The 25,985-nt window shown below is 68.9% G+C and carries 23 protein-coding genes and 1 other RNA gene; 5 read left to right on the forward strand and 19 right to left on the reverse strand.

The features are described from left to right. Positions 1-11: 11 nt before the first annotated feature. The 17 genes from murC to ACOEQ2_RS13520 form a co-directional block, all read right to left on the reverse strand. Entirely contained in the window at positions 12-1,451 is a 1,440-nt protein-coding gene (gene murC / locus ACOEQ2_RS13440) for a UDP-N-acetylmuramate--L-alanine ligase (protein ID WP_419728479.1), read from the reverse strand. Next, entirely contained in the window at positions 1,448-2,659 is a 1,212-nt protein-coding gene (gene murG / locus ACOEQ2_RS13445) for an undecaprenyldiphospho-muramoylpentapeptide beta-N-acetylglucosaminyltransferase (protein ID WP_419728480.1), read from the reverse strand. Before murG ends, murC begins: the two co-directional genes overlap by 4 nt. After that, positions 2,656-3,831, reverse strand: coding sequence for an FtsW/RodA/SpoVE family cell cycle protein (locus ACOEQ2_RS13450; protein ID WP_419728481.1), 1,176 nt, complete (start codon positions 3,829-3,831; stop codon positions 2,656-2,658). The genes murG and ACOEQ2_RS13450 overlap by 4 nt, the downstream gene beginning before the upstream one ends. Continuing rightward, positions 3,831-5,162, reverse strand: a complete 1,332-nt coding sequence (gene murD, locus ACOEQ2_RS13455; RefSeq protein WP_419728482.1) for a UDP-N-acetylmuramoyl-L-alanine--D-glutamate ligase — start codon at positions 5,160-5,162, stop codon at positions 3,831-3,833. The genes ACOEQ2_RS13450 and murD overlap by 1 nt, the downstream gene beginning before the upstream one ends. Further along, complete coding sequence (mraY, locus tag ACOEQ2_RS13460; RefSeq protein ID WP_419728483.1) at positions 5,159-6,247, reverse strand: phospho-N-acetylmuramoyl-pentapeptide-transferase; 1,089 nt, start codon at positions 6,245-6,247, stop codon at positions 5,159-5,161. The genes murD and mraY overlap by 4 nt, the downstream gene beginning before the upstream one ends. Beyond that, positions 6,247-7,647: a UDP-N-acetylmuramoyl-tripeptide--D-alanyl-D-alanine ligase gene (locus tag ACOEQ2_RS13465; RefSeq protein WP_419728484.1), complete on the reverse strand. Its 1,401-nt coding sequence runs from the start codon at positions 7,645-7,647 to the stop codon at positions 6,247-6,249. Before ACOEQ2_RS13465 ends, mraY begins: the two co-directional genes overlap by 1 nt. Continuing rightward, complete coding sequence (locus ACOEQ2_RS13470) at positions 7,644-9,290, reverse strand: UDP-N-acetylmuramoyl-L-alanyl-D-glutamate--2,6-diaminopimelate ligase (RefSeq protein WP_419728485.1); 1,647 nt, start codon at positions 9,288-9,290, stop codon at positions 7,644-7,646. The genes ACOEQ2_RS13465 and ACOEQ2_RS13470 overlap by 4 nt, the downstream gene beginning before the upstream one ends. After that, positions 9,287-11,476, reverse strand: a complete 2,190-nt coding sequence (locus ACOEQ2_RS13475) for a peptidoglycan D,D-transpeptidase FtsI family protein (protein ID WP_419728486.1) — start codon at positions 11,474-11,476, stop codon at positions 9,287-9,289. The genes ACOEQ2_RS13470 and ACOEQ2_RS13475 overlap by 4 nt, the downstream gene beginning before the upstream one ends. A gap of 6 nt (positions 11,477-11,482) precedes the next feature. Further along, a complete protein-coding gene (gene ftsL / locus ACOEQ2_RS13480) occupies positions 11,483-12,379 on the reverse strand; it encodes a cell division protein FtsL (RefSeq protein ID WP_419728487.1) in 897 nt (298 codons plus the stop codon). Continuing rightward, entirely contained in the window at positions 12,376-13,344 is a 969-nt protein-coding gene (gene rsmH, locus ACOEQ2_RS13485; RefSeq protein WP_419731226.1) for a 16S rRNA (cytosine(1402)-N(4))-methyltransferase RsmH, read from the reverse strand. The genes ftsL and rsmH overlap by 4 nt, the downstream gene beginning before the upstream one ends. A gap of 47 nt (positions 13,345-13,391) precedes the next feature. Next, positions 13,392-13,901 (reverse strand): division/cell wall cluster transcriptional repressor MraZ, encoded by a 510-nt coding sequence (mraZ, locus tag ACOEQ2_RS13490; protein WP_419728488.1) that lies wholly within the window; start codon positions 13,899-13,901, stop codon positions 13,392-13,394. 412 nt (positions 13,902-14,313) lie between these two features. Continuing rightward, positions 14,314-14,738: RNase P RNA component class A (rnpB, locus tag ACOEQ2_RS13495), an RNA gene on the reverse strand. 71 nt (positions 14,739-14,809) lie between these two features. Next, positions 14,810-15,478, reverse strand: a complete 669-nt coding sequence (gene petA, locus ACOEQ2_RS13500) for a ubiquinol-cytochrome c reductase iron-sulfur subunit (protein WP_419728489.1) — start codon at positions 15,476-15,478, stop codon at positions 14,810-14,812. 26 nt (positions 15,479-15,504) lie between these two features. Next, a complete protein-coding gene (locus ACOEQ2_RS13505; protein ID WP_419728490.1) occupies positions 15,505-15,969 on the reverse strand; it encodes a hypothetical protein in 465 nt (154 codons plus the stop codon). An 80-nt stretch (positions 15,970-16,049) separates the two neighbouring features. After that, positions 16,050-16,439: a tautomerase family protein gene (locus ACOEQ2_RS13510; protein ID WP_419728491.1), complete on the reverse strand. Its 390-nt coding sequence runs from the start codon at positions 16,437-16,439 to the stop codon at positions 16,050-16,052. Positions 16,440-16,554: 115 nt separating this feature from the next. Then, positions 16,555-17,259, reverse strand: coding sequence for an SDR family NAD(P)-dependent oxidoreductase (locus ACOEQ2_RS13515; RefSeq protein ID WP_419728492.1), 705 nt, complete (start codon positions 17,257-17,259; stop codon positions 16,555-16,557). A 2-nt stretch (positions 17,260-17,261) separates the two neighbouring features. Beyond that, the gene (locus ACOEQ2_RS13520; protein WP_419728493.1) at positions 17,262-17,951 is read right to left on the reverse strand and encodes a glutathione S-transferase N-terminal domain-containing protein; all 690 of its coding nucleotides are present in this window, start codon (positions 17,949-17,951) and stop codon (positions 17,262-17,264) included. A 79-nt stretch (positions 17,952-18,030) separates the two neighbouring features. On the opposite strand from ACOEQ2_RS13520, the gene ACOEQ2_RS13525 reads away from it, so the two are divergent. From ACOEQ2_RS13525 to ACOEQ2_RS13540, 4 genes are all read left to right on the forward strand, one after another. After that, a complete protein-coding gene (locus ACOEQ2_RS13525; protein WP_419728494.1) occupies positions 18,031-18,387 on the forward strand; it encodes an ArsR/SmtB family transcription factor in 357 nt (118 codons plus the stop codon). Then, positions 18,384-19,712 carry an LLM class flavin-dependent oxidoreductase gene (locus ACOEQ2_RS13530; protein WP_419728495.1) on the forward strand — a complete coding sequence of 443 codons (1,329 nt, stop codon included), beginning with the start codon at positions 18,384-18,386 and terminating at the stop codon, positions 19,710-19,712. The genes ACOEQ2_RS13525 and ACOEQ2_RS13530 overlap by 4 nt, the downstream gene beginning before the upstream one ends. A gap of 2 nt (positions 19,713-19,714) precedes the next feature. Then, the gene (locus tag ACOEQ2_RS13535; RefSeq protein WP_419728496.1) at positions 19,715-20,230 is read left to right on the forward strand and encodes a thioredoxin family protein; all 516 of its coding nucleotides are present in this window, start codon (positions 19,715-19,717) and stop codon (positions 20,228-20,230) included. Between the two features lie 293 nt (positions 20,231-20,523). Beyond that, on the forward strand, positions 20,524-22,866 hold the full coding sequence (locus ACOEQ2_RS13540; RefSeq protein ID WP_419728497.1) for a methyl-accepting chemotaxis protein: 2,343 nt from the start codon (positions 20,524-20,526) through the stop codon (positions 22,864-22,866). Positions 22,867-23,054: 188 nt separating this feature from the next. Here the strand turns inward: ACOEQ2_RS13540 and ACOEQ2_RS13545 are convergent, their stop codons facing one another. Next, positions 23,055-24,293, reverse strand: a complete 1,239-nt coding sequence (locus ACOEQ2_RS13545; protein ID WP_419728498.1) for an MFS transporter — start codon at positions 24,291-24,293, stop codon at positions 23,055-23,057. 45 nt (positions 24,294-24,338) lie between these two features. Here ACOEQ2_RS13545 and ACOEQ2_RS13550 point away from each other — a divergent pair, with 45 nt between their 5' ends. Further along, positions 24,339-25,370 (forward strand): AraC family transcriptional regulator, encoded by a 1,032-nt coding sequence (locus tag ACOEQ2_RS13550; protein WP_419728499.1) that lies wholly within the window; start codon positions 24,339-24,341, stop codon positions 25,368-25,370. 31 nt (positions 25,371-25,401) lie between these two features. Here ACOEQ2_RS13550 and ACOEQ2_RS13555 read toward each other — a convergent pair whose 3' ends face one another. Further along, complete coding sequence (locus ACOEQ2_RS13555; protein ID WP_419728500.1) at positions 25,402-25,917, reverse strand: DUF3455 domain-containing protein; 516 nt, start codon at positions 25,915-25,917, stop codon at positions 25,402-25,404. Positions 25,918-25,985 lie beyond the last annotated feature (68 nt).

Genomic DNA, 25,985 nt, shown 5'->3' on the forward strand with positions numbered 1-25,985 from the left:
CGCGGCTGCACTCATGCGGCGTGGCCACCTTGCAGGCCGCGGCTGCGCTGCAGGGCCGCCAGCTGTTCCGGCAGCGCCTGCGCCCAGGCGGTGATGTTGCCGGCGCCCAGGCAGATCACGAAGTCGCCGCTGCGGGCGATCGCGTGCACCATCTCGGCCAGGTGCTCGGGTCCGGGCAGCGGCACCACGCTGCGATGCCCGCTGGCACGCAGCCCGTCGACCAGCGCATCGCGGTCGAAGCCCTCGATCGGCGCCTCGCCGGCCGCATACACGTCGGCGATGATCACGGTGCCGGCGTCGTTCATGCACGTGCAGAACTCGGTGAACAGCGACTGCAGCCGCGAGTAGCGGTGCGGCTGCACGATCGCCACCACGTCGCGGGCGCCGGCCTGGCGTGCGGCTTTCAGCACCGCGGCGATCTCCACCGGGTGGTGGCCGTAATCATCCACCACGGTGATGCCGCCGGCCTCGCCGGTGCGGGTGAAGCGTCGCTTCACGCCACGGAAATCGGCCAGCGCGCTGCGGATCGTGGCCTCGTCGATCTCCATCTCGACGGCGACCGCGATCGCGGCGAGCGCGTTCTGCACGTTGTGGCTGCCCAGCATCGGCAGGCGGAACGGGCCGAGCTTGCGGCTGCGGTTTTTGGCCCGGTCGGTGACGATCACCTCGAAAGTGGCGCCGCGCTTGTCGGCCACCATGCGCTCGGCGCGGACGTCGGCCTGCGGGCTGAAGCCGTAGGTGATGACGCGGTGATCCGACAGGCGCGGGATCATCTGCTGGACGTTCGGGTGGTCCACGCACAGCACCGCGAAGCCGTAAAACGGGATGTTGCCGACGAACTGGTCGTAGGCGGCCATCATCGCCTCGCCGGTGCCCCAGTGGTCGAGATGCTCGGGGTCCATGTTGGTGACCACGGCGATCACCGCCGGCAGGCGCAGGAACGAGCCGTCGCTCTCGTCGGCTTCCACCACCATCCAGTCGCCTTCGCCCATGCGGGTGTTGGAGCCGTAGGCCTCGATGATGCCGCCATTGATCACGGTCGGGTCGAGCTTGGCGGCGTCCAGCACGGCCGCAACCAGGCTGGTGGTGGTGGTCTTGCCGTGGGTGCCGCCGATCGCGATCGACCAGCGCAGCCGCATCAGCTCGGCCAGCATCTCGGCGCGGCGCACGACCGGGATCAGCCGGGTGCGGGCGGAGACCACTTCGGGGTTGTCACGCTTCACCGCGGTCGAGGTGACCACGACGCGGGCATCGCCGAGATTGTCGGCGTCATGGCCGATCAGCACCTTGATGCCGGTGGCGCGCAGGCGCTGCACGTTGGCGCTCTCGGCGATGTCGCTGCCCTGCACCGAGTAGCCGAGCGTGTGCAGCACCTGGGCGATGCCCGACATGCCGATGCCGCCGATGCCCACGAAGTGGATCGTGCCGATGCTGAGGGGAAGGGCTCTCATGATACGGCGTCCATCATCTGCATGTCCTGGCTGTGCACGGCCGGGGTGGGCGTCGAGGCGTGCAAGCCGGCGGGGATGACGGCTTCGGGCGCGCGGCGCAAGGCATCGAGACGGGCTTCCAGCAGGTCGGCGAGTGCGGCGGCGGCATTCGGGCGGCCGAGACGGGAGGCGGCGAGCGCGGCCAAGGCGAGCCTGCCCGGTTGTGACAGCAGCTCCGCGAGCAGCGCACCCAGCGCCGCCGGGGTGAATTCGGACTGCCGCAGCATCCAGCCGCCACCGGCATCGACCAGCGAGGCGGCGTTTGCGGTCTGCTCGTCGGAGGCGGCGATCGGCAGCGGCACCATGATCGACGGGCGCCCGACCATTGCCAGCTCGGCCACCGACGATCCGCCGGCGCGGCCGATCACCAGGTGGCTGCCGGCCAGCCGCTGCGCCACGCCGTCGAAGAACGGGGCGATCTCGGCGGCGATACCGGCGGCGGTGTAGGCGGCGCGGACCCGGTCGACATCTTCCGCACGCGCCTGCTGCGTCACCGCCAGCCGGGCGCGGACCGTGTCGGGCAGGGCGGCCAGGGTCTGTGGCACGATGTCGCTGAACACCCGCGCGCCGAGCGAGCCGCCCCAGACCAGCAGCCGGAACGTGCCATCGACAGGCGGATACGGACTGCCGGCGGCGGCGGCGATCTCGGCCCGGACCGGCATTCCGGTGAGCACCGCGTTGGCGCCGAGCGGGAGACGCGAGACCTGCGGGAAGCTGGTGGCGATGGCGTCGGCGAACCGGGCGAGCTGGGCGTTGGCCTGTCCCAGCACGGCGTTGCCCTCGTGCAGCACGATGACCGGACGCTGGCGGCGCGGGGTGAGGCGGGCCCCAAGCAACGGCGGCACCGATGGGTAGCCGCCGAAACCCACCACAGCGGCCGGCGAGAGTTGCCGCAGCACGCGTCGTGCCTCGAGCGTGCCGCGTCCCAGCGCCGCCGCGGCACCGAGCTGGCGACGGATGCCGTGACCGGCGATACCCGCGCCTGACAGTACATACTGTTCGCCGTCTGCGAACACGCCGGTGGTACGGCGTCCGGCGCGTCCGTCGGTCATCAGCACCAGGCGGTGGCCGCGCGCTGCGAGCTCGGCCGCCAGCGCCTCCGCCGGGAAGAAGTGCCCACCCGTACCACCGGCGGCAATCACGATCGGGGCGCGCGGACTGCCAGTCATGCGGCGTAGCTCCCGCGTGGGGCGGCGGTCCGGCGCGAGCTTGCCGACTGATCCTGCGGATGGAAGCGGGCGCGCCTTCGGGTGAGTGCGAGCACCATGCCGATGGTCAGCGCTACCGACATCGCCGACGAGCCGCCATAGGAGATGAACGGCAGCGTCATGCCCTTGGTCGGGATCAAATGCAGGCTGGACGCCATGTTCACGAACGCCTGCAGGCCGAAGCCGGTGACCAGGCCGGCGCTGGCCAGCACCACGAACGGGTCGTCCTCGGCGAGCAGCTTCAGCAGCGTGCGCACCACGATGAAGAAGAACACCCCGATGATGAACAGGCAGACCAGCAGCCCGAACTCCTCGCCGGCGACGGCGAACACGAAGTCGGCGTGGGCGTCCGGCAGCAGGTCCTTGACCCGCCCCTCGCCAGGTCCGCGCCCCAGCAGGCCGCCATTGCCGAAGGCCTGCATGGCGGTGTCGATCTGGTAGTGGTCGCCCTGGCCCGGATGCAGGAAGCGCATGACGCGGCTGCGCACATGGGTGAACACGATGAACGCGGCGGCGAACGCGGCGATCATGCTGCCGACGCCGACGCCGACCAGGAACAGGTTCAGCCCGCCGATGAAAAGCTGCGCCATGAAGACGCAGGTGATCACCGAGAGCATGCCGATATCCGGCTGCGATTTCAGCAGCATGAGGATGCCGGCGAACACCGCGAAGGCCAGCATCGTGCCGGGAAAGCCGCGGGTGCGCTTGGCTTCGGCGAGCAGCCAGCCGGTGACCACCGCAAAGCACGGCTTGAGGAATTCGGACGGCTGGATCGACATCATCGGCAGCGCGATCCAGCGGCGCGCACCCTTGATCTCGACGCCGTGCACCAGCGTGAGGGCCGTGAGGGCCAGGGCGATCAGGCAGCCGCCGATCGCCAGCCGGCGCACGCCCTTCGGCGAGAGCATCGAGGTGACCACGACGATCACCCCGGCAATGGCGAGGAAGATCACCTGCTTCAGGATGAACATGTCGCGCGAGGCGCCGATGCGGGCGGCGACCGACGGGCTGGCGGCCAGCATCAGCACGTAGCCGAAGCCGATCAGCAGCCCGACGCAGCCGAGCGTCCAGCGATCGACGGTCCACCACCAGCGGGCCAGGATCGAGTTGTCGGCGCGCGAGAACTGCGACATCAGCGTGCCGCCTCCAGCTGGTGCGCGAGCTCGGCGAACCGCTGGCCGCGTGCCTCGAAGCTCGCGAACTGGTCGAAGCTGGCACAGGCCGGGGACAGCAGCACCACCGGCGCGTCGAGGCGGCGGGCGGCGTCGAGCGCTTCGGGCACGGCGCGCTCGAGGGTGTCGACGATGCGGTGTTCGACGGAGTGGCGGGCGAGGGTGCCGGCGAGTTCGGGGGCGTCGCGGCCGATCAGCAGCGCGAGCGGGATACGGCCGAATAGCGGCGCCAGCTCCTCGATGCCGCCCGACTTGGCGATGCCGCCGGCGATCCAGATCAGCCGGTCGTAGCAGCCGAGGGCGCGCGAGGCGGCGTCGGCGTTGGTCGCCTTGCTGTCGTTGACGAACGCGATGCCGTCGATGGTGGCGACCAGGCGCTGGCGATGCGGCAGCCCGGGGAAGCTGGCGATCCCGGCGGCGATCTGCGCCTCGCTCACGCCGAAATGCCGGGCCATCGCGGTGGCGGCCAGCGCGTTCTGCGCGTTGTGGGCGCCGGGCAGGGCGGGCGCGTGCGCCAGGGCTGCGGCGAGGGTGCCGGGGGCGTGGCCGGAGATCGTGACCAACTCGGCCGTGGTGCCGGCAGCGGCGACTGCGCGAGTGGCAGCGTCGTCGAGGCCGATCACGGCGAGGTCCGCGGACGTCTGCCTAGCGAAGATCTCCAGCTTGGCGCGGACGTAGCCGTCCATGTCGCCATGCCGGTCGAGATGGTCGGGCGACAGGTTGAGCAGGCAGGCGGCGTCGAAGCGCAGCGTGTCGATCCGCTCCAGCATGTAGCTGGACATCTCCAGCACGTACACGCCGTCATCGCCGAGCAACGGCAACGCGAGTGACGCGGGCCCGAGGTTGCCGCCGGCCGCGTTCGGAATGCCGGCGGTGGTCAGCAGGTGCGCCAGCAGTGCGGTGGTGGTCGACTTGCCGTTCGTGCCCGTGATGCCGGCGAAGCGGGCGCGGCTGCCGGATGCGCGCACCGCCTCGAACAGCAGGTCCGCGTCGGACAGGATGGTGATGCCGATCTCGCGCGCCATCATTGCGACCGGATGCGGCGCCGGGAAGTGGTGCGGGATGCCCGGGGACAGGACCAGCGCGTCGAAGCCGGCCATGCTGTGGAAATCGGCGAGCGTCACGCCGGGTTCGCCCGCGAGCGCCGACCGTGCGGCCTCGCCGTCGTCCCAGGCCTGCACCGTCGCACCCATGCCGACGAGGGCGCGCACCACCGGCAGGCCGTTGCGGCCGAGCCCGAGCACGGCGTAGCGCCGGCCGGCGAACAGGTCCGGGGGGAAGCCGGCGCTCATCGGATCTTCAGCGTGGCCAGGCCCGCGAGGCCCAGCACCATCGAGACGATCCAGAAGCGGATGACGATCTTCGGCTCCTGCCAGCCCATCTTCTCGAAATGATGGTGCAGCGGCGCCATCAGGAACACGCGCTTGCCCGTGCGCTTGTACCAGAACACCTGGATGATCACCGACAGCGTCTCGACCACGAACAAGCCGCCGACGATGCACAGCACGATCTCATGCTTCACCGCGACCGCGACCGCACCGAGCGCGCCACCCAATGCCAGGCTGCCGGTATCGCCCATGAAGACCGCGGCCGGAGGCGCGTTGAACCAAAGGAAGCCGAGCCCGGCGCCGATCAATGCCGCCAGGAACACGCCCAACTCGCCGGTGCCGGGAACCGCGTGCAGCTGCAGGTAGTCGGCGAAGATGCGGTTGCCGACCAGGTAGGAAATCAGCGCGAACACCACCGCGGCGATGATCACCGGCACGATCGCCAGGCCGTCGAGCCCGTCGGTGAAGTTCACCGCGTTGCCGAAGCCGGTGATCACCAGCATGGCGAAGATCGGGAACGCGTAGGAGAGCGGCAGCAGCGCCTCCTTCACGAACGGGAACGCCACGTCGCCGGACAGTGCGGGTGGCATCAGGCTGTTGATCCACCAGCCGGCGATCAGCGAGGCGCCGAACTCGCAGCCGAGCCGCATCCGTTTCGACACGCCCTTGGTGTTGCGGCGCGACAGCTTCAGGTAGTCGTCGGCGAAACCCACCGCGCCGAACGATGCGGTCGCAAACATCACCGCCCAGACGAAGCCGTTCGACAGATCCGCCCAGAGCAGCGTCGAGACCAGCCAGGCTGACAGGATCAGCACGCCGCCCATTGTGGGGGTGCCGGCCTTTTCCAGGATGTGACGCTCCGGCCCGAGGGCGCGGATCGGCTGCCCCTCGCGCTGGATCTGGCGGAGCCTGGCGATCACCCAGGGGCCCATCAGCAGGCTCAGCACGAAGGCGGTCAGGCAGGCAGCACCCGAGCGGAAGGTGATGTAGCGGAACAGGTTGAACAGCGCGAAATGCTCGGCGAACGGGTGCGCCAGGTTGTACAGCATCAGGCGGCGGCCGCGGCTTGGTGCGCGATGAGCGCCGACACCACGTCGCGCATGCGGCTGCCGTAGCTGCCCTTGACCAGCACGACGTCACCGGGACGCAGCGCCGACACCACCTGCGGTGCAAGGCTGCGCGCATCCGCAGAGTATCCGCCGCGCATCGTCTCGGGCAGGCTGTCGTAGAGGAACTTCATCATATCGCCCGAGCAATAAACAATGTCTGCCGATTCGCGCACGCTTTGGTTGAGGCTTTCATGCTCGGCTCGCGCGAACGTTCCGAGCTCCAGCATGTCGCCGAGAACCGCGACGCGGCGTTGTGCCGGCAGCAATGCGAGCACCGACAAGGCTGCCCGTACCGACGCACCGGACGCGTTGTAGCTCTCGTCGAGCAGCGCTGCCGTGCCACCCGCCAGCGGCCGCAGAGCGCCGCGTCCGTCACCGGCGACGAACCCGGACAGCGCCTTCGCGGCGACCGCGATGTCGCCGCCGAGTGCTGCAACCGCCGCGAGGCAGGCGAGGGCGTTCATCGCCATGTGCCGGCCGGGGCTGGCGAGGCGAAGCGGGGTGGCGGCGCCGCCCAGCACGATCGTGGCGGTGCTGCCGTCCGACGCGAGGGCCAGATCGGTGAGGCGGGCCTCGGCGTCGACGCCGGTTCCGAAGCGGATGCTGCGTGCCTGTGCGGCGACGGCGATGTCCGCCAGCAGGTCGGCATGCGGCGCCTCGGCCGGGAAGATCGCGATGCCGCCGGGACTGAGGGCGCCGAACAGTGAGCCCTTCTCCAGCGCGATCGCCTCGAGGCTGCCCATGTGGCCGATATGCGAGGACGCGATGGTGGTGATCACCGCCACGTCCGGGCGGGCGAGGGCGGCCAGCGGTGCGATCTCGCCCGGATGGTTCATGCCGATCTCGCTGACGCAGAACGCAGCATTCTCCGGGAGGCGCGCCAGGGTCAGCGGCACGCCCCAGTGGTTGTTGTAGGAGGCATGCGAGGCGTGCGTCGGGCCGAGTGCCGAGAGTGCGATGCGCAGCATCTCCTTGGTGGTGGTCTTGCCGACGCTGCCGGTCACCGCCACCACCCTGCCCTGGAAGCGCGCCCGGCCGGCACGCCCGAGCGCATTGAGAGCCGCGAAGGTGTCGGCCACGTGCAGCAACCGCGTGTCGTCGCGCAGTGCCTCGGGCAGGGTATCGGTCCGGTGCACCAGTGCCGCTGCGGCGCCGGCAGCCAGTGCGGCCTCGACATGCAGGTGGCCGTCACCGCTGTCGCCGACCAGGGCGACGAACAGATCGCCCGGTGCGAGCGTGCGGGTGTCGATCGAGATGCCGGTGATGCCGGCGGGCGGCGGTCCCCCGAAGCGGCCATCCACCGCACGGGCCAGCGCCTCGCCGGTCCAGAGCACGCTCATGCCGCACCCTGATGCGTTGAAGTCGGTGCGTGCGCACCCTGGTGCGTTGAAGTCGGTGCGTGCGCACCCTGGTGCGTTGAAGTCGGTGCGTGCGCCCCCTGATGCATTGAAGTCGGTGCGTGCGCACCGGCCAGGCGGCGCACGGTGGCGACGTCGTCGAACGGATGCACGAGCCCGGCGATGGTCTGGCCCTGCTCGTGGCCCTTGCCGGCAACCACCAGCACGTCGCCGGGCCGCAGCGCAGACAATCCGGCCTCGATCGCGGCGGCGCGGTCGCCGATCTCGATGCTGCCCGGGCAGGCGGCCAGGATCTCCGCCCGGATCGAGGCCGGATCCTCTGACCGCGGGTTGTCGTCGGTGACGATGGCGAGGTCGGCGAGGCGGGCGGCGGCGGCTCCCATCAAGGGCCGCTTGCCGCGATCGCGGTCACCGCCGGCGCCGAACACCACCACCAGGCGACCGCCGCCCTGTTCGGCATGCGGCCGCAACGAGCCGAGCAGACGCTCCAGCGCGTCCGGCGTGTGCGCGTAATCGACATAGGCCGCCGAGCCGTTCGGCAGGCTGGCCGCCAGCTCCATGCGGCCGCGCACGCCGACCAGTTGCTCCAGCCGCGACAACACCGAGCCGAGCGCATCATCCTCGGCGTCTGCCATTGCGGCGGCCAGCAGCACGTTGTCGGCCTGGAAACGTCCGGGCAGTGCCAGCCTGATCTCGTGGCGGCGGCCCTGCGCCTCGATCTCCAGCACCTGGCCTTCGGCCAGCGACATCGCGCGCTGCAGGCGGATGGTGTCGCCATGCTTGCCGACGGTGCGAAGCGTCAGGGCGCGGGTCGTTGCGATGTCGCGCAGGCGGGCGAAGGTGTCGGGGTCCATGTCGGCATTGGCAGCGACGAGCCCGCCAGATGGCAGCAATTCGGCGAACAGCCGCAGCTTGGCGTCGCGGTAGGCGTCGAGGGTGCCGTGATAGTCCAGATGGTCGCGGGTCAGGTTGCTGAACCCCGCCGCAGCCAGCCGGACGCCGTCGAGGCGGAACTGGTCCATGCCGTGCGAGCTCGCCTCGATCGCCGCCGCCTGCACGCCGGCATCGGCCATGGCGGCCAGCAACACGGCGAGGTCGACGCTGTCCGGGGTGGTCAAAGCGGGGCCGGCCTGCGGCAGGGGCATCCCGGCAACGACGCCCAGGGTGCCGAGGCTGGCGGCCTCGACGTTCCCCAGCGTCCAGATCTGGCGCAGGAAGTCGACCGTGCTGGTCTTGCCGTTGGTGCCGGTGACGGCGACCATTCGCGCGGGCTGCCGGCCGGCATGGGCGGCAGCCAGCCGGGCGACGTCGCGACGCGGCTGGGCGCTGGTGATCAGCGGCCGCCGGGCGACGCCTTCCGGCCAGATCGTGCCTTCCGGCGCCAGCACCGCGACCGCGCCGCGCGCCACGGCATCCCCGATATGGCGACGGCCATCGTTGCTTGTGCCGGGGAGTGCGGCGAACAGGCTGCCGGGGCGAACCCGCCGGCTATCCACGGCAATGCCGCCGATCGCCAGGGTCTCGACGCCCGCCGGCAGAGCGACGATGCCATGCGCGATCGCGCCGAGTGTCGTCGGCGCGCCGGCAGCATCGGGCAGTGCGATGGCGGACGCGGCGGCGCTCATCCGGACGGGCTGACATAGTTGACGCGACGCACCGACGGCGCCGGCACCGGGCCCGGCCGCACGCCGAGCTGGCTCGGGGTCTGGCTGGTCGCGGCATCACGCTGGCCATGCGCCGCCTCGGCCCGGGCGGCCGCACGTGCTGCCAGCGCGGCGGCCTTGGCCTCGTCCTTCTCCTTCTTGGCGATCTGCGCCAGGATCCGCGGGTCGCCCGGATCGTTGCCCGGCCCGAGCGCGCGGAAGCCTTCGCCGACAGCCGGCGACATCGGGATCGAGAGCGACGCCTCGATCGCATCGACGTTGGTGGTGACCGGGAACAGCCCCATCATCGGCGCGATGCGGGCGACGATCTTCTGCCAGGTCGGCACGGCGTTCCAGCCGGACGTGTACCAGCCATGCGTCTCGGGGATCGCGATCGGGCTGTCGAGCATCACGTACACGGCGTAGTGCGGGTCGTTCAGCGGAAAGATGCCGGTGAACGCGGTGACGTTGACGTGCTTGAGGTAGCCGCCGTTGGGGCCGACCTTTTCTGCCGTGCCGGTCTTGCCGCCGACGAAATAGCCGGGGATTTCCGCCATCTTGCCGGTGCGCTCGTCGTCCGGACCGGCCACCACCATGCGCAGGATGCGGCGCAGCAGCGACGAGGTGTCCTCCGACAGCACCCGCACACCCTGCGGGACGATCTTCGGCTCCGGCGCCGCGGCCGGGTCGGGCGCGCCGCCATCGGCCTGCATCGTGTCGGCCACCTGCTGCAAAGCCGGCTGCAGGGAGGCGACGTCGGGCGCCGGGCCGGCATTGGAGTCGGCATCCTCCCGCGCGACGAGTGTCGGCTTGATCAGGATGCCGCCATTGGCCGTCGCGGCGGTGCCCCGGACGATCGCCAGCGGCGGCACCGCGACGCCATGGCCGAACGCCACCGTCATCACCGCCGACAGGCCCCAGTTGCTCAGGCGCGGCAGCAGCGGGTGCGCGGCTTCCGGCAGCTCGACCGGCACGCGATCGAAGAAGCCCATGTTGCGCAGCCAGTCCTGCTGCCGCTTGGCGCCGGCATCGAGCGCCATGTGGGCGGCGGCGGGGTTCGAGGACAGCGCCAACGCCTCCGGCATCGCCAGCCAGGGCGCGAAATGGTCGGTCTTCATGTCGCTGATGGTGAAGCGGCCGACATGGATCGGCGTCGTCGAGAACCTGTCCCAGACATGCGCGATGCCGTCCTGCAGCACCATCGCCGCGGTCTGCAGCTTGAAGGTGGAGCCGGGCTCGTACAGGCCGGTGACGGCGCGGTTGAAGCGCTCGTCGTCGATCGCCTTGTTGAAGAGATTGGCGTCGTAGTCCGGCAGGCTGACCATCGAGATGATCTCGCCGGTGCGCACGTCCATCACGATCGCGCAGGCGCCGATGGCGTGGAACTTGTCCTTCGCCTGCTGCAGTTCGTCGCGCACCACGCCCTGCACGCGCACGTCGAGCGACAGCTTCAGCGGCGTGTGGTCGGTGCTCAGGCGCTTGTCGAAGAACCGTTCGACGCCGGCAACACCATGATCGTCGACATCGACGGCGCCCATCACCTGGGCGGCGGTGCGGCCAAGCGGGTAGTGCCGCTTCTCGCCGGGCTCGAAATAGATGCCGGGGATGCCGAGATCGTTGATCGCCAGTTCCTGGTCCGGCGGAATGTCGCGGGCGATATAGACGAACTGCTTCTTCGACGACAGCTTGCGGACGGTGTCCTCGACGTCGAGCTTCGGCAGCACCCTCTTGAGTTTCGCCGCTGCGTCGGCCGGGTCCATCAGCTCGAGCGGATTGGCGAACACGGCCGCGAGTGGAAGCGAAATCGCCAGGATCTGGCCGTTGCGGTCGGTGATGGTGGCGCGATGCACATGCGGCAGACCGACATCGTCGGCGAACATGGCGTGCGGGTCGGTGCTGATGGTCGGGATCTGCGGCACCTGCGGCCCGATCTGCCGCTTCGCCGGCGCCATCGGGAACAGCACCGTCGCCATCGCGAGCTTCAGCGACACCGCGCCGAACAGCACGGCGAACCCGGCGGACGCTGCCAGCAGCCGCACGCGCATCTTTTCCATCGCGGCACGCTGCGCCAGGTCACGCCCGGTGACGCTGACGACCGTCTCGTGGTCGAGCAGCGGCGCGCCCTGCGGCGGCTCCGGTGGACCTGGAGGGTCGCTGATGCCGGCCATCTGCGGTCAGTTGCCGTCGGATAGCGGAACGGGGGCGGCCAGATGGCCCTGGCCGGAGCCGAGCGCCGAGCCGCCATAGCTCGCGGGCGCATTATACCCGCCGGACTGGGACGCCGGACGCCAGGCCGTTGCGGAGATGGTCGGCGGCCGCGCGTAGGAACTGACCGCGGTGACCATCGGTGCGGATTGCGGGACCGCCGGATGCTGCGTGTAGGCCGCGTAATGCACCGCGGCCGTCTGATGCGCGCCGGCGAGACGGGCGCTCCAGGCGCGGCGCACCGCATCCGCACGCGAAGCATCGAGGCGGGCGACTTCGGTGCGGCCGTCGGGACGGGTGCTGCTCGCATGCGGCGCGGCGTGTGCTGCCACGCGATGCAGGGCCGCCTGCGCCACCACGTCGGACGCCCCGGCAGCGTCGGCAAGCTGGGTTGCGTGCTGCGGCGTCGGCTTGCGGCCGAGCTGGCGGGTATCGGTCCGGGCCGTGTCGGCCTGCGCGATCGCCATGCCGTCGGGGTCCGGCGTGGCCGGCGCGGCGTGCGGCGCGGCCGGGGTCTGGCCGACCAGGTCGGGCGCGGTCTGCGGCGTCACGATCGGATGCGGCGGGGTTTCCGGTCCCGGCGGCGGCAGGCGCTGGTCGAGCGAGGCCAGCTGCACGAACTGCGTCGGCGCCATCGCGGTCAGCTGCGGCAGGAAGCGTCCGGCCAGCGCGCCCAGTCGGTCCGGCTGGTTCAGCAGCTCCCATTCGGCACGCAGCATGGCGGTGCGCTCCCGCGTCGCCTGGGTGTCGGCGACGACCTTTGAGATCTGCTGGTCGAGCAGCGTGGTGCGGTGCTTCTCCGAGTAGAGATAGAGACCGGACGCGCCGGCCAGGAGCGCGCAGACGCAGGTGAAGGGTCGGATCATCGTGCGGCTCCGGCCGGAAGGGTGATGTCGTCGTGCGGAATGGTGGAAACCCGCTCCAGCGCGCGCAGCTTGGCACTCCGCGCGCGGGGATTGGCGCGTGTCTCGGCCGCTCCCGGACGCAGCGCCCGGTTGGCGACCAGGCGGAACTCGGCGGGCGAGGTGGGCATCGCCAGGCCGCGCGGATCGTGGCGCGAGGGGGCGGGCAGGCGGCCGGCGCTCGTGGTCATGAAGCGCTTGACGATGCGGTCCTCGAGCGAATGGAACGACACCACCACCAGCCGGCCCCCGGGGCGGAGCAGCCGTGCCGCCTGCGCCAGGCCGTCCTCGATCTGGCCGAGCTCGTCATTCACCCGGATGCGCAGGGCCTGGAACGAACGCGTCGCCGGATCGATGCCCGACTTCTCCTGCGGCACGACGCGGCGGATGATGTGCGCCAGCTGCAGCGTGGTGGTGATCGGCGCGTCGGCGCGGGTGGCGACGATCGCGCGGGCAATCCGGCGCGACAGCCGCTCCTCGCCGAACTCGTAGAGCACGTCGGCCAGCTCGGCTTCCGGGAGGGTGTTCACGAGGTCGGCGGCACTGGGCCCGTCGAGGCTCATGCGCATGTCGAGCGGGCCGTCGTTGCGGAAGCTGAAGCCGCGCTCGGCCTCGTCGATCTGGAACGAGGAGACGCCGAGATCCATCACCACGCCGTCGAGGCCGGACACGCCGTGTTCGGCGAGCAGGGAGATCATGTCGCCGAAACCGCCCTGCACCAGATGCAGCCGCCTGGTGCCATCTGCCTGCTCGAGCCGGGCGGCGAGGGCGAGGCCGCGGGCGATCGCGTCGGGGTCGCGGTCGATCGCCCACAGCGTGCAGCGCGCGTGCGCGAGGATCGCCTGCGCATAGCCGCCGCCGCCGAAGGTCGCGTCGAGATAGGTGGCGCCGTCGATCGGTCGCAGCGCCTCGAGCACCTCGGCCAGCATGACGGGCAGGTGACCGGGGGTCGCCTCGGCGATGTCGGTGCGCGGGGTCACGAGGACGCCCCGCGGCCTGCGTCGCCAGCGGTCGGACGTGCCTGTGAGGTGTTGCCCGGGAGCGTCACGCTGCGCGCGTTGCTGCGCGCCTCGGCACGACGACGTTCCGCGGCTGCAGGCTCCCAGATCTGGAAATGATGGCCGAGACCCATGAAGGCGACCGAATCGGTGAGGCCGGCGTGTGCCGTCAGCGCCTCTGGAAGCACGATTCGACCCTCCTTGTCCGCATCGACCGGGTAGGCGTCGCCATAAAGCGAAAGGGCGAGGTCTTCCTGGTCGTCGCTGAACATGTCGAGACGATTCAGTGTCGGGCCGAGGGCGAGGAATGCCGGCATCGGCCAGGCCTCGATGCACTGGTGCTTGGGGGACTGGCGCAGCACGATCAGCGCCTCGCCGGGAGTGGCCTGTTCCGCCTGGGCGCGCAGAACCGCACGGAAGCCGGCCGGGATCGAGACCCGACCCTTGGCGTCCAAACGGTTCTGGTGCGTGCCAAGGAACACACTCACCGATGCCCCCTCCCCGCGCCGCCGGTTACCCGGCTGAAACCGCCCCCGCGGCATGATTGTCCGACGCATTTCGATTGCGCCGACCCTCGGGTGACCCTGTTTCCATCGGTTGCTGCGTGGCGTGCAGCACCCTGGACAGGGTCCTCTTGGGTGACCATGGGATATCATGGGAAAACATGGGGGGTCAAACTAAAGTGGCGGTGGAAACCGCAGGAAACTGCGATTCCTGGCTGGTTCGAAGTCAAGCGGTAGAACAGCCCGATCCACCTGCGGAACAGAATCCCGCAGTTACTTGTTCCTTCTTTGTTCTCGTTTGGAACCACGATTTCGGTGATTGCGTCGGCAAAATGAATCCGGGAGCCACGGCGTGGGACCGGGAGGGCATGGGTGAGACGCGCTCAGGGTGCGCAGAGGTGCCAGACGGCCTGTAAGCCGGGTTCTGTCCGTGGGCGGACCCACGGGACGATCATTCCTCTGGGACACGCATCGCTGCGTGCCTCGCGCGACCAACCCGGACGACGAGGCGAAAGCACCTCTGGGGCCCTGGCGCGAACGCCGGCCCCGGCCGTCCCTATTCGGTCTTGCTCCCGGTGGGGTTTACCCTGCCGCCGCCGTTGCCGGAAGCGCGGTGCGCTCTTGCCGCACCGTTTCGCCCTTGCCCGCAACATGACCACCTTGCGGCCGTCACGCCGTGCGGGCGGTTTGTTTTCTGTGGCACTTTCCCTGGGGTCGCCCCCGCCGGTCGTTAACCGGCACCGTTCTTCCGTGGAGCCCGGACTTTCCTCCATCGCATCGGGGCGCGAACCCCTCCGCAACAGCGACCGTCCAGCCGTCTGGCGGACCGGACCCTGAGCGCGCAGGACCCCGGCGTCAAGCACACGGGCCGTCGAGCGGCGGTGCGGAGACAGTCAGATCTGCCGGATGCTCTCGAAATCGAAGCTGCTGCCGTCCGGATCGACGCCGATGCGCAACACTGTCGGCTGCGGCAGGCTGTAGGGCGGCACCGGCAGATTGAAGGGAGCCGGTGCACCGGTGAACACCCGGCCGGCGAGATCGAAGCGCGAGCCGTGGCAGGGGCACGCATAGCCGCCGGCCTCGGCAACCGGGGAGGCATTCCCCTCGGCGCCTGGTCGGAAGCGCGGCACGCAGCCGAGATGGGTGCAGACGCCGACCAGCACGCCGATTTCCGGGACGATCGAGCGGTGCCAGTTGACCGCGTAATCGGGCTGCTGGAGCTGGGCGGAGGCCGGATCGCGCAGCTCGTGCAACAGCGCCGCGTCCTGCAGGGCCCGCAGTTCGTCCGCGGTGCGGCGCACGACGAAGACCGGATGGCCGCGCCACACCACCACCATCTGCTGGCCGGGGGCGAGCTTCGTGAGGTCCACCTCGACCACCGCATCCGGTGGATCGCCCGGGTTGGCCGGACCCAGGCTGTCGAGGAACGGCCAGGCGAACGCGCAAGCCCCGACCGAGGCGGTGGCGACCGTCAGCAGCGTCAGGAAGTCGCGCCGGACCGGTTCCGCGTCCTGGCTGGCGGCGGGGGCATCATGCGGGATCGGCGGGTCGGGGTCGGTCAAGCTCGTGTCCTGATGGCCGGCGGGTGTCAGGGCAGCGGATGGAACGCGCCCGGGGTTCCGGCATCCGTCTGCACGGTGTGTGCCAACCGGTCGACCTTCAGCGTGAACAGCTTCGGCAGCTGCCCGCGGGCGCCGGGGCAGGTGCCGGAATGCTTCTCCATCACGTCGAGGCGGCTCGCATCGGGCGGGTCGTTGCCGTTGATGATGAAGAGCAGGCAGTCCTTGCGGTCGTGGGTCAGGCCGTCATCCGTCACCACGCCGCGCAGATGCTCGACCAGCGGGTAGTCGCTGGACCAGTCGAAGCGTGCCGGCTGCATCTGGCCGAGCGTGCGCTCGACCACGCCGGTCCGCTCGAGCAGCAGGATGCTCACGCCGGCGAGGCCCGCCATCAGCATCCGCCTGAGGAACCGCCCGCGCATCGGCGGGCGGGGCCCGAGCGGTGCGGGACGACCTGGCGGCGGGAGCACGGTCGCGCGTGGCTTGCGAGGCATGGGCATCCGCGCTGTCTAGAGCAGATCGGCCGCCATTGGGAACCGGGCGGGGGATCGCACTCGGCGGCGGCCGCTGCTTCCTAGAGATCACCCGAGATGAACTGGGCGCGCCCGTTGCCGAAGCTCCAGTCGGCGTCGCCGTTGGTGGTGATCGAGATCATCACGTCATTGGGCGTTATGCCGCAGAACTGCTCCAGGTCCTCGGTGACGCGCCTGTAGAAAGTCAGCTTCGCCTCCTGCTCGCGTGGACGGCTGGTTATGCTGATGACCACCAGGCGGTCGCTCCTTTCGATGCCCAGGCCGGTATCCTGCACGATGAAGTGCGCCGGTTTGTGCTGGTGAACGATCTGGTAGCGATCGCGCTCCGGAACCTTGAACGCCTCCACGACGACACGGTGGACCGTGTCGAGAAGGCGACTCACCTCGTCATCGGTCCGGCCCTCGATGAGGTCAAAGCGTAGCAGCGGCATGAGCTGATCCTTGGCACCTGGCCCAGTTCCTGAGATCTACCGCTGCCGATGGTTTCCCGCTGGCCGCGTGCAACGCCGGCCTGGACATTCCGGCGCGTGGAGACACTGTCGGCGGTCAGAACGTCTCGGTCCAGGGGCGTAGCTCGAGCTCCCAGCTCCAGGCGCTGCGAGGCTGGCGCAGGATGTCGATATAGCTCTGCGCGATGGCGTCCGGGTCGAGCGTGCTGTCGGGTCTTGCCACCGGATCCGGGTAGGCTTCGCTTCGGACGCCGCCATCGATCACGAAATGCGCCACATGGATGCCTTTCGGTGCGAGCTCGCGGGCGGCACTCTGGGCCAGGCCGCGCAATGCGAACTTGCCCATCGCGAACGACGCCGACAACGCAAAGCCCTTGATCCCGGCGGTGGCGCCGGTGAGCAGGATGGCGCCGTGGCCGAGCGGCAGCATCCGACGCGCGGCCTGCTGCACCACCAGGAATGCACCGAAGGCGCTGACCTCGATCGCCCGGCGCACGGCGTCCGGGTCGAGCTCGGCGATCGGCCCGCGGGTGCGGCCGCTCGCATTGTAGATCACCAGGTCGGGCTCGCCGATGCGCCGGTCGAAATCGGTGAACAGGCGTGCCACCGCATCCGGATCGGCCGCATCGACGGCAAAGCACTCGGCGCCGGTTTCGGAAGCCAGCGGCGCCAGTTTGTCGATGTTGCGCGCCGCCAGCCCGACGCGGACGCCGAGTCCGGACAGCGCACGTGCCACCGAGGCGCTGATGCCGGAACCCGCGCCGACGATCAGCGCGGTCCGGTAGGGGAGGGGCTGCGACATGGTCACCGCGCCTTTTGGCCGAACAGCATCCGGCGTTCCTCGTCGGTGCGGATGCCGGGGTTTGGGTTCACCTGCGCCACGATGTCGTAGGCGCGCGTGGTGGCGGGGCGCTCCTTGATGCTGGCGTGCCAGCGCTGCAGGTGCGGGAACTGCCCGATATCCTGACCCTGCGCGTCGGGAAGGATCCAGGGATAGCAGGCCATGTCGGCGATCGAGTATTCGGCGCCGGCAACGAACGGCCGATCGGCTAGGCGCTTGTTCAGCACGCCGTACAGCCGGTTGGTCTCGTTGACGTAGCGGTCGATCGCGTAGGGGATTTTTTCCGGCGCGTAGTTGCGGAAATGGTGGTTCTGCCCGGCCATCGGCCCGAGCCCGCCCATCTGCCAGAACAGCCACTGCACGGTCTCGGTGCGTCCGCGCAGGTCCTGGGCCAGGAAACGACCGGTCTTGTCGGCGAGGTAGAGGAGGATCGCGCCGGACTCGAAGATCGAGATCGGGGCCTCGCCCTCCGCAGGATCGTGGTCGACGATCGCCGGGATGCGGTTGTTCGGCGCAATCGCCAGGAACTCCGGGGTGAACTGCTCGCCCTTGCCGATATTCACCGGGATGATCCGGTAGGGCAGGCCGGTCTCCTCGAGGAAGATCGTCACCTTGTGGGCGTTCGGCGTGGTCCAGTAGTGCAGGTCGATCATCTGGTGTCTCCAACCGTTCGCCGAGCGGCGAGCTTATTCCCCGGTTCAAGAGTGTGGAACTATTGAACCACACGGCAGCATGCACTATATCCGGTTCATGCGACCGTTCCTGCATCCTCGGCCGGAGGAGATCACCCTGCAAGCTGTACTGCACGCTCTGACCGACCCCGAACGCCTGGCGCTGTTCGGCCGGATCGCTGGTCATGACGCAGCACCCGTCAGCTGCATCCGGTGTGCGCCTGGCGACATGCCGAAATCGAGCCTGTCGCGGCACATGCAGATCCTGCGCGAAGCCGGGCTGGTGCGCTCCGAGCGGCGTGGCAGTGCGGTCGTCAATCTGTCGCGGGCCGGCGAGGTTGAGACGCGTTTCCCCGGCCTGCTCGGCTGCATCCTCGCCGCAGCCGGGCCCGCCATTCCGACAGGACCTTTGCGATGAGCCCCACCCGGCAGCTTCGTCTCGGCGCCTTCATGCGTCCGGTCAGCATCCATACCGGCGCCTGGCGCTATCCTGGAGCCTGGCCGGACGCCAACTTCAACGTCGGGCACATCAAGCGGCTGGCGCAAACGCTCGAGCGCGGACGCTTCGATGCGTTCTTCATGGCCGACCACCTGGCGGTGCTGGACATGCCCGCGCGCGCGCTCAAGCGCAGCCACACCGTCACGTCGTTCGAGCCGTTCACGCTGCTGTCGTATCTCGCCGCCGTCACCGAGCATATCGGACTGGTCGCGACGGCTTCGACGACATTCGATGCGCCGTATCATGTCGCGCGCCGCTTCGCGTCGCTGGATCACCTGAGCAATGGCCGCGCCGGCTGGAATATCGTCACCACGGCCAACCCGGATGCGGCACTGAATTTCGGCGCCGATACGCAGATGGACCATGCCGAGCGCTACGTCCGGGCCCGCGAGTTCTACGACGTCGTCACCGGACTCTGGGACAGCTTCGAGGACGGTGCGATCATCCGCGACGTGGAAGCGGGGCTGTTCTTCGATCCGGCGAAACTGCATGTGCTCGATCATCACGGCACGCATCTCGACGTGCGTGGTCCGCTCAATATCGCGCGGCCGGTGCAGGGGTGGCCGGTGATCGTGCAGGCGGGGTCGTCGGAACCGGGGCGCCAGCTCGCCGCGGAAACCGCCGAGGTCGTCTTTGCGGCGGAGGGAAATATCGAATCCGCACGCAGTTTCTACGCCGACGTGAAGGGGCGCATGCAGCGGATCGGCCGTGATCCCGATCACCTGAAGATCCTGCCGGCCGCGTTCGTCGTCGTCGGCGACAGCATCGAGGAGGCGCAGGCGAAACGCGCCCATCTCGACAGCCTGGTGCATTACGACAGCGGCATCTCCTCGCTGTCCGGCATGCTGGGTCACGATGTATCCGGATATGACCCCGACGGCCCGCTGCCGGACATCCCCGATACGAATGCCAGCAAGAGCGCCCGGGCGCGCATGATCGAGCTTGCGCGGTCGCAGCAGCTCACGATCCGCCAGCTTGCCCAGCGGGCCGGCAGCTATGCGGGGCTGGCCTTTGTCGGGACGCCGAAAACCATCGCCGACCAGATGGAGGAGTGGCTGCTGACCGCCGGCTCCGACGGCTTCAACGTCATGTTCCCGTTCCTGCCGGCCGGGCTGGATGAATTCGTCGATCGGGTCATTCCCGAGCTGCAGCGACGCGGCCTATTCCGCCGCGAGTATGAAGGTCGTACGCTTCGGGAAAATCTCGGGCTGCCCCGGCCGCGAAACCAATTTGAGGAGCATTGATCATGCGCAGACTGTCTTCCGTCGTTCTCGTGGCCTCCTTGTGCGTGGCCGGCACCGGCGCCGCCTTTGCCGTGGGCATCGCGGCACCAACCGACCTGCCGGCGCAGCAGCCGGCGCCGGTGGCACACCCCTACGACACCACCGCAGACGCGCATGCCCAGGTGGATGCCGCATTCGCCGACGCGAAGCGCACCGGTCGCGATGTGCTGATCGATTTCGGCGCAAACTGGTGCCCGGATTGCCGGATGCTCGCCGGCGTGTTCGACATGCCGCAGGTGAAGGCCTGGAAGGACAGCAACTTCGCCAGCGTGTCGGTGAATGTCGACCGCTTCAACGTGAACATGGATATTCCGGCGCGGTACGGCGTGAAGGTGAAGTCGATCCCGACCGTGCTGATCCTGACGCCGGACGGCAAGCTGCTCAACGCGGACGGCACGCTGGCTCTCGGCAACGCGCGCACCATGTCGCCCGCGGCGGCCGTGGACCTCATCGCATCGTGGGAACAGCGCAAGGGCTAGGGCCGCCTCGCCGGGGCCTGACCTGACAACGTCTCGCGCATGATCCGGACGCAGGTGGAGTGGTGAGACCCGGGACACTGTCTCACTGCCGCCTGTGCCGACCGGCCGGACGCCCGATCTGCAAGGACGCAGGCGATTGGCCGACCGGCGCGGCGACACGAACATGCGCGCCCATTTTGGTGGCGCGGCTGATCTCTCGCCCGTCGTCGGGAGCCCCAGGCTTTCGGATCGCGCGCCCGGCACTGGCCTGTTGACGGTTTGTTAATCCCGGAAACGCATAACGGGGGCCCCCGGTGTCGTTGCCGGCGTTCGCATGCCGACCCAACAAGGTGGTGACTCGTTTGAAAGTCCGGACCCGTATCTATGCAGGTTTCGCTGCCGTGGTGGCGATCAGCGCCGGCCTTTCCGCATTCGGCATCTTCGAGAATTCGCAGGTTGCGACCCAGGTGACCCACCTGTCCAGGATGAGCGCCAACCTCGTGCGGATCCTGGCGGCGTCGGAACAGCTGGAGGCGATGCGTCGCGCGGAAACCAACTTCAGGCTCTATGGCAACAAGGACACCATTGTCGAGATCAGGGACCACGAAGCCCGGACGGCCAGCCTGATGAACGATGCCGGCGCCGGGTCGGCGAGCCTCTCTCCGGTTCGTCAGGCGATCTATAAAGGTGTCGGCGATGCACTTCCGATACATGATCAGGCGTTCGAGAAGTACACCCGGCTCGTTGCGATCGGCGCCTCATCGAAAGCCAAGCTTTTCACCGTGGGCGATCAGCTCACTGCCGCAACCAACCACCTGATCAGCAGCGCAAGCCCGGGCGAAGCAGACGAAGCGGTGACGGTCAACACCGCCGTCCTGATGGTACGAATCGCGAACTGGCGTTTCCTCGCGACCGATGAGCCTGCAGGTCGGGCGTCCTTCAACGCCAGGGTCGCAGCCGCCAAAGACCAGTTGATACAGCTTGCGAAGATCGCGTCTCCAGACACGAAGTCGATCCTGGAGACGATCAACACGGCCCTCGGCGCCTATGCCGCAGCCTTCGATGCCGTATCCGATGCCAAGGCCCAAGCCTTCGTGCTCTACACCAAGACGATGCGGCCGCAAATTCTTGCCATGCAGGCCAATCTCGCAACGGCGAAAGACTCGCTCCGAGCGGACTTCGACAAGGGCACGTCGACAACGACGAAACTCATGGCCAGCAGCGCACTCGTCCAGGAGGTTCTGGGCGGTGTGGTTCTGGTGCTTGGCGCCGCGCTGGCGATCCTGATCGGTCGCGGCATCGTTCGTCCCCTCACGGGCATGACCGAGGCGATGAGCCGGCTTGCTGCAGGAGACAAGTCCGTTGAAATCCCGGCACGCGACAACACCGACGAGGTCGGCGCGATGGCCCGTGCACTGCTGGTGTTCAAGGAAAACATGATCGCCATGGAGCAGCAGACTGCGGAACAGGAGGTTGGCCGTCAGGCGAGGTCGCGTCGGCAGGATTCGATGGACAAGCACACCCAGGCCTTCGGAAGCTCGGTGTCCCATGTCATGGACACGCTTCGCACGGCGTCTCAGAACATGCGCCAGTCCGCCGACGTCATGGTCGAATCCGCAACCGCCGTGCAGCTTCAGGCATCGGAGACGGCGGGCGGCGCGAGCAAGTCCTCCGTGGATCTGGTCGGCGTTTCCGCAGCCATCGAGGAATTCTCCGCCAGCGTCGGCGAGATCGCGCGTCAGGTGACCATGGCCGCCGACGTGACGAGCCAGGCGGTACAGCGTGCCGAAGCGAGCCAGATCACCATCCGCGGGCTGACTGAATCGACGGGCCGGATCGGCGACGTCGTGCGCCTGATCGAGAACATCGCCGGCCAGACGAACCTCCTCGCGCTCAATGCAACGATCGAGGCGGCGCGAGCGGGTGACGCCGGCAAGGGTTTTGCCGTCGTTGCCGGTGAGGTCAAGGCACTCGCAGCGCAGACAGCCAAGGCCACGGCCGAGATCAGCGCACAGATCGACAGCGTTCGCACAGCGACCGGCGAGACCATCGTGGTCATGAACGACATCGCCGGCATCATCGGCAAGATGGGCGAGGTCTCGGGGGCCATTTCGGCGGCGGTGGAGGAGCAGAGGATTACCGTTCGCGAGATCGCGTCCAGCATCCAGATTGTCGCCACCTCGACCTTGCAGGCAGCGCGCTCGATGGAGAACGTCGTGCATGTCGCCGAAGAGGCAAACGAGGCGAGCCGACAGGTCCTGGGTGGTACCGGAACAATGACCACCGAGGCAGAGCGGCTACGCGGCCAGGTGGAGGAGTTCCTCCACGTCGTCGAGAACGATGCCGGTGACCGTCGCCGCTCCGAGCGTCTCGATGGCCGCGATGTCGGCGCAACGCTCCGTATTCCTGGCCAGGCCTCGATGCGGGTGATCATCAAGGATCTCTCCGCCAGCGGAGCTGCTCTACACTATCCTGGCGTTCTGGCGGTCGGTGGCGAAGTCGAGATCGATCTCCCGTATGCAGGCGGCTCGGTGACAGGCCTGGTGGTGCGGGCGGAAGGCGGCGTTGTCGCGATAGCCTTCCGGGAAGACCCGGCCATGCGTGGTCGCGTCGACCGTGCCCTTGCGACCTTGAGCAGAGAGCAGGTCGCCGCGTGAGTTGATCCATGCGATGCGCCGGGTCTGCATCGCCCGCCTGACATCGACCATGCGTGTGCCGACAGGGGCAGCTCTGCGTCTTGGTCGGTGACCGGCCCCCCGCCGGCACGTTTCATGGACGCCACCCAGGCATTCGTCGCGCGGCGATCCGTCGTGACGTCGCCCGCGCTCGCGGTCCGGGCCGGTGATTACGCGGCGACACCGCTTCCACTGGCAGCGCCGCGCCGTCCGAGAGTGAGCATGACCAGGGTGCCGGCGACCGCACCGAGGCCGCAATAGCCGATGGCACCGCGCGCCCCGAACCCGTCGACGAGCAAGCCGCCCAGGATCGCACCGGTGGCGATCGCGATCTGGAACATCGTCACCAGCAGGGCACCGGCACTTTCCGCGTGGTCCGGGGCGGACTGTGTGGTCAGCGTCTGCAGCGCCACGGGTAGTGCGCCGAAGGCGAAGCCCCACGCGGTCAACGCGACGAAGGTGACGGTCGCGGCTGCTCCATAGCCGAGCAGCAGCAGCGACGCGGCGGCGAGCAGCAACGACGCCAGCCCGACACCCAGCTTGGCGTTGCGTCCGGCGATGGCGCCGCCTGCCAGGTTGCCGAAGAAGCCGCCGACACCGAACGCCAGCAGCACCAGCGAAATCCTCGCGGCATGCAGATGCGACACCTGCTCGAGGAATGGCCGGACGTAGGTGAAGCCGGCGAAGTGTCCCGAGATCACCAGGAGCAGGGTGAGCATGCCGACCTGGATGCGCGGCCGGCGCAGCAGCACCAGGAACGTGCCGAGACCGGGTGCGTCCGTCGCCGGCAGGCGCGGGAGGGTCACCAGCAATGCGAGCAGGGCCACCACTGAGAGGCCCCCGGCCGACAGGAACGTCAGGCGCCATCCGATCACGTCGCCGAGATAGGCGCCGAGCGGTGCGGCGCAGACCGTGGCGGCAGACACCCCGGTGAAGATGATGGAGATCGCACGCGCGACCATGCGCTGTGGCACCAGGCGCAGGCACAAGGCCGGCGCCAGCGACCAGAAGCCACCCAACGCAAACCCCAGCACCACGCGCGCGCCGAGCAGAATCCAGACGCTCGAGGCCGTCGCTGCCAGCAGGTTCGACAGCACGAGCAGCAGCACCAGCGCGCGGACGATCATCCGCCGGTCGAAGCGGGCCAGTCCCACCACGACGATCGGTCCGGCGAAGGCGCCGACCAGTGCGGTCGCGGTGACGGCCTGCCCGGCGGTGCCGTTGGACACGCCGAGGCCGTGCGCCATCGGGGTCAGCAGGCTGGCCGGCAGGAACTCCGCGGTGACCAGCGCGAACACGCCGAGCGCCAGCGCGAACACGGCTGCCCACGCCGCCTTCGCCGGTCCGGCCGGTTCGGCAGGCGTCAGGCGGGTCGGGCGCATATCGATCAGGCTGGTCGTCTCGGACATGCAAACTCTTTTAGGTTGACTGGAAGGTGGCACGTTGACCGGAAGGTGGCGTCGATCGCCTGGCGTTTCCATGCTAGAAACCCCGGCATGCTTGATCGTTCCTCCAAACCAAGCCCCTCGCTTGGCGGCGATCCTCTCACCGGGATGCTGAACGGGCTGCGGCTCGAAGGCATCGAGTATGGCCGCTGCCGGCATGTGGCGCCGTGGGCGTTCCTGTTTCCCGCGCAGCCGGACGCGCATTTTCATTTCGTGGCCGAAGCGGGCTGCTGGCTGCAGACCCCGGCGGGTGCATGGATGCAGCTGAAGGCGGGTGATGCCGTGCTGCTGCCGCGCGGCGGCCCGCATGTGTTGGCGAGTGAGCCTGGGGCAACCCGCATGGCGGCCACCTTCCAGCCGTTCCCGCGAACCGAGTGCACCTCGATCTGCGACAACATCTACGACCTGCAGACCGGCGGGGAGGGTGAGGCCCAGCTGCTGTTCTCGGGTTCGATGCGGTTCAACCTCGATAGCCTGCATCCCCTGCTGCGGATGATGCCGGACGTGATGCACGCCAACGAACTGATGCGCAGCGACCCCACCATCCCGCATCTGATCGAGGCGATGGGTCGCGAGGTGGCGATGAACCGGGTCGGGGCCTGCGGTATCGTGGCACGCCTGGCCGACGTGCTCGCCGCCCAGATCATCCGCTCATGGGTCGAGCATGGCGGGGATGCCGCGACCGGTTGGATGGCGGCGGTGCGGGACCCGGAAATCGGCCAGGTGCTGGCGGCAATCCACGCGGCCCCGCACCGAGACTGGCCGGTGTTCGAGCTTGCCCGGATCATGGGTGCGTCACGCTCGAGCTTTGCCGGCAAGTTCGCCGCGATCGTCGGCGAGACCCCGGCGCATTACGTCGCACAGGTGCGGATGCATCAGGCCCGGCAATGGCTGCTGCGCGACCGCGCGCGAATCTCCGACGTCTCGAAACGGCTGGGCTACGAGTCCGATGCGGCCTTCAGCCGTGCCTTCAAGCGGATCATCGGCGTGGCGCCCAGCCACTTCCGAAGTTCCGGCGAAGTGCGTGCATCGAGCAACTGATCCGTCCTGCGCTGGCCAATTGCGGCCCGGACTACCGCGCCCCGAACAGTGTGTAGGTCGCGCTGTAGGAAACCCGGACTTCGGCAGCGACGTGAGCCGCGTCGCATCCGGTCGCCGGCGCCGTACCGCCTGCGGTCCGGGTGCGCGTGACGTAGGTCACGGCGTCGAACCGGCCGGCACCCGCATGTGACTTCGCGCGCAGGACCAGCCACGGCGCCGCGGTGGCCGGTGTGCCCGGTATTGCCGGACTGCCCGAGGCGAGCAGTTCGCCGACCACGATGCTGCCGTCGGTTGCCTGCCAACTCGGGCCGATGAAATGACGACCGACCGGTCTGCCGGTGGTGTCGGTCAGGGTGGCGTCCGGTCCAACCAGAACCCAGGCCGTGCCGGTCGCCGAGGACGTGCACCGATAGATCTGCACGCCGCGACCCTGCAGTTCCAGCACGCCTGCGTTGGCTGCGAGCGCGCCCTGACACATCGTGATCGAAGCGAGTGCCACCGGGAAGACCGACCCCAGGACCGTCCTGATCGCGCGACTTGGCTTCATGATCTGCACCGCGGTTGATGATGGCGAGGACCCGATCCGGATGCGGCGGGTAGCCTGACGTCACCATA

This window comes from Lichenicola sp. (assembly GCF_965198575.1).
GTDB lineage: Bacteria > Pseudomonadota > Alphaproteobacteria > Acetobacterales > Acetobacteraceae > Lichenicola.

What these genes read in the sequence shown, in the direction of transcription:
- ACOEQ2_RS13545 (WP_419728498.1), bottom strand. Translation starts at nt 24,293, where the DNA reads ATGTCCGAGACGACCAGCCTGATCGATATGCGCCCGACCCGCCTGACG.
- ACOEQ2_RS13555 (WP_419728500.1), bottom strand. Translation starts at nt 25,917, where the DNA reads ATGAAGCCAAGTCGCGCGATCAGGACGGTCCTGGGGTCGGTCTTCCCG.
- ACOEQ2_RS13510 (WP_419728491.1), bottom strand. Translation starts at nt 16,439, where the DNA reads ATGCCGCTGCTACGCTTTGACCTCATCGAGGGCCGGACCGATGACGAG.
- ACOEQ2_RS13505 (WP_419728490.1), bottom strand. Translation starts at nt 15,969, where the DNA reads ATGCCTCGCAAGCCACGCGCGACCGTGCTCCCGCCGCCAGGTCGTCCC.
- ACOEQ2_RS13475 (WP_419728486.1), bottom strand. Translation starts at nt 11,476, where the DNA reads ATGGCCGGCATCAGCGACCCTCCAGGTCCACCGGAGCCGCCGCAGGGC.
- ACOEQ2_RS13515 (WP_419728492.1), bottom strand. Translation starts at nt 17,259, where the DNA reads ATGTCGCAGCCCCTCCCCTACCGGACCGCGCTGATCGTCGGCGCGGGT.
- rsmH (WP_419731226.1), bottom strand. Translation starts at nt 13,344, where the DNA reads ATGCTGGCCGAGGTGCTCGAGGCGCTGCGACCGATCGACGGCGCCACC.
- ACOEQ2_RS13520 (WP_419728493.1), bottom strand. Translation starts at nt 17,951, where the DNA reads ATGATCGACCTGCACTACTGGACCACGCCGAACGCCCACAAGGTGACG.
- murG (WP_419728480.1), bottom strand. Translation starts at nt 2,659, where the DNA reads ATGACTGGCAGTCCGCGCGCCCCGATCGTGATTGCCGCCGGTGGTACG.
- mraY (WP_419728483.1), bottom strand. Translation starts at nt 6,247, where the DNA reads ATGCTGTACAACCTGGCGCACCCGTTCGCCGAGCATTTCGCGCTGTTC.
- ACOEQ2_RS13525 (WP_419728494.1), top strand. Translation starts at nt 18,031, where the DNA reads ATGCACTATATCCGGTTCATGCGACCGTTCCTGCATCCTCGGCCGGAG.
- ACOEQ2_RS13465 (WP_419728484.1), bottom strand. Translation starts at nt 7,647, where the DNA reads ATGAGCGTGCTCTGGACCGGCGAGGCGCTGGCCCGTGCGGTGGATGGC.
- murC (WP_419728479.1), bottom strand. Translation starts at nt 1,451, where the DNA reads ATGAGAGCCCTTCCCCTCAGCATCGGCACGATCCACTTCGTGGGCATC.
- ACOEQ2_RS13535 (WP_419728496.1), top strand. Translation starts at nt 19,715, where the DNA reads ATGCGCAGACTGTCTTCCGTCGTTCTCGTGGCCTCCTTGTGCGTGGCC.
- ACOEQ2_RS13530 (WP_419728495.1), top strand. Translation starts at nt 18,384, where the DNA reads ATGAGCCCCACCCGGCAGCTTCGTCTCGGCGCCTTCATGCGTCCGGTC.
- ACOEQ2_RS13450 (WP_419728481.1), bottom strand. Translation starts at nt 3,831, where the DNA reads ATGTCGCAGTTCTCGCGCGCCGACAACTCGATCCTGGCCCGCTGGTGG.
- ACOEQ2_RS13470 (WP_419728485.1), bottom strand. Translation starts at nt 9,290, where the DNA reads ATGAGCGCCGCCGCGTCCGCCATCGCACTGCCCGATGCTGCCGGCGCG.
- ftsL (WP_419728487.1), bottom strand. Translation starts at nt 12,379, where the DNA reads ATGATCCGACCCTTCACCTGCGTCTGCGCGCTCCTGGCCGGCGCGTCC.
- murD (WP_419728482.1), bottom strand. Translation starts at nt 5,162, where the DNA reads ATGAGCGCCGGCTTCCCCCCGGACCTGTTCGCCGGCCGGCGCTACGCC.